The organism is Bacteroides mediterraneensis, from assembly GCF_900128455.1.
Taxonomy (GTDB): Bacteria; Bacteroidota; Bacteroidia; order Bacteroidales; family Bacteroidaceae; genus Phocaeicola; species Phocaeicola mediterraneensis.
Window position 1 is genome coordinate 1 of the sequence record NZ_LT635793.1, and the last position, 2411, is coordinate 2411.

A 2411-nucleotide genomic window follows, 5' to 3' on the forward strand; every position below is an offset into this window, starting at 1 on the left:
GCTTTGCCGGGTAGGTCAGGGGCATTACTGCCCCTTTCCCCCCTCAGAACCGTACATGAAAGTTTCCAATCATACGGCTCAAGCAGTGTTAAATTTCTATTTAATAGAAACCAGCTCATAGTTACATCTTATTAGTTTGAATGACTTTTCTTCTACAGCTGTCATGCAGCAGGAAATTTACTTTCTTGCCATTGACTATTTGTTGGGAAGTTCCCCAAGGATGTTCCTTGTCTATGGGTTTACCACATACGGGACATAAATGGTTCTGTCTTTCCCACATGTACAGCAATGATTTTCTACCGTTGAGCGACTGTAGCATCTTGTAAGTCTTACGCTTTTCAAAATACTCTGTCCATTCGGGGTCAAAGGGATTTGCTTCACCTTTTACCTTGACATATCGGGTAATCTTTGTGTCATACAGCCTTTTCAGTGCAATCCTGTCATCAGTCTTGCCTTTCTTGAAGTTTGCCACGAAGCACCAGTTGCGGTTTTTTATCCGTGTAAAGTATCGGTCGGCAATCCAGTATTTGCCTTTCTTGGGGTGTCGTCTCTTAGCCCATTGCCATAACTTTTCAAATATCAGGTAGTCAGCTTTTCCGAATGTGTCAGAAGCCACACAATTCTTATAGTAGTTTACCCAGCCTGTTATCACAGGATTCAAGAGCCTTATAAGTGATTCCTGTTTGCTTCCTTTATTGGAATCAATGATTCCCCGGATTTTCTGCATGAATTTCTTCAGGCTCTTTTTGGACGGTTTGATTAGAAGCACTCCTTTGTATTTTCGGATATTGTACCCAAGAAAATCAAATCCGTCATCAATGTGCGTAATCTTTGTTTTCTCTTCCGACAGGGTTAATCCCCTTTCCTTGAGAAAGTCTACTACTAACGGTTTGATTTCTTCCAAAGCTTCCTTGCTTCTACCCGTGATGATAAAATCATCCGCATAGCGTACAAGATGTACTTTGGGATAGTAGGTCGTTTTCCTGTTTACAAATTTCTTGTGATACTTCTCTGCAAGCATAGTTTGCAGCCCGTCCAGTGTCATATTCGCAAGAGTTGGTGAGATGATACCGCCCTGTGGGGTACCCTCTTCCGTAGGGAATAGCTCCTTGTTGAAGACAAAACCGCATTTGAGCCATTTCCGCAGCATCACTTTATCCATAGGGATATTGTTCAGCAGCCATTCGTGGCTGATGTGGTCGAAACAACCTTTGATGTCACCCTCCATAATCCATTCGGGAGAAGTTTTCTTTGCAAGGACACAAAAACATTGTTCCCTTGCATCTCCAGTACTTCTCTCTTTACGGAAACCGTAGGAATTACTGTCCGCAGTTGTTTCCGATACAGGTTCCAACGCAAGCAGGTATAATGCCTGCATAGCCCTGTCTTTCATCGTCGGGATACCTAAAGGACGTAGTTTCCCATTACTCTTTTTGATATTGACCCTTTTTAACGGCTGGGGCTTGTAGCCTCTTCTTTTCAGTTCACCGATAGCCTTGAATCTGGCATTGGGAGTTGACCATTTCACCTTGTCAACGCCTGCGGTGTCACTGCCACTGTTTGATGTAACACGCTTTACGGCTAAAGCTTTAGCGTAAAACGAATGCGTTAGCACCCATTGCAAAGATTTCACCTTGCCGTGTTTGCCCGCCTTTTGAGCTTTTACAATACGTGCTTGTAGCTTATTAACCGCTATCTCACACTTGTTCCAGTCTATGCTTTCCCAAGTGCTCCATTTCCGGTCAGTAGATGCACACGATGTTTTAATCTCGTTCATTTGCTTTTCTCCTTTAATAAGTTCTATAAGTTTCTTGTAAAACATCCACCATGCGGAAGTCTGCCCACTTTCGTGTGAGGTGATGTTTCAACCTCTATCCGTTCCATTATAGAACGGCATTCGCTTTCTCCGCATTCCTCTGCCCGCACTCCATTCGGCTTCACTTACGGTCTGCTTACCTGCTGTTAACAGGAGAAGTACGGGTTTACCATGTTTCTTGTATATGACAAACGAATGGGTTAGAATCCGTCTATCCGCCGGCAGTCGTTATGTCCGTGTAACCTTAGCATGGAGAAGGTTATCCGACTGCATCCCTTTTGGGTTAGAGCCCAGTATCATTAGCAGCTCATTCGAAGTTACGACGTTTATCAACGGTTCACATTACGTTATTCATACCATTCAGCCTAGCTCCCCTGTCGTTCGATACTAACGGCAGTTGTCATCCCCTCACGGTTCAGACTTCTCCTTTCGGAAGGGCTTCATTGTTGGTTCTGTTACCGCACGGGTTCATTGCTTAATACCGCACGTTCCCATAGGCTACTGTTGACGGAACAACAGGTTCAATCGTTCTATTTCCAACTCGTGGAATGAAAGTTGAACAATCATATACAAGACTTACATGTCACAGCCATGC

Annotated in this window: 1 protein-coding gene; it reads right to left on the reverse strand. The window is 43.9% G+C overall.

Translation table 11 applies throughout. The features are described 5' to 3' along the window. Nucleotides 1-121 precede the first annotated feature (121 nt). Nucleotides 122-1777: a group II intron reverse transcriptase/maturase gene (ltrA, locus tag BQ7480_RS17475; protein WP_072543943.1), complete on the reverse strand. Its 1656-nt coding sequence runs from the start codon at nucleotides 1775-1777 to the stop codon at nucleotides 122-124. Between the last annotated feature and the right edge of the window lie 634 nt (nucleotides 1778-2411).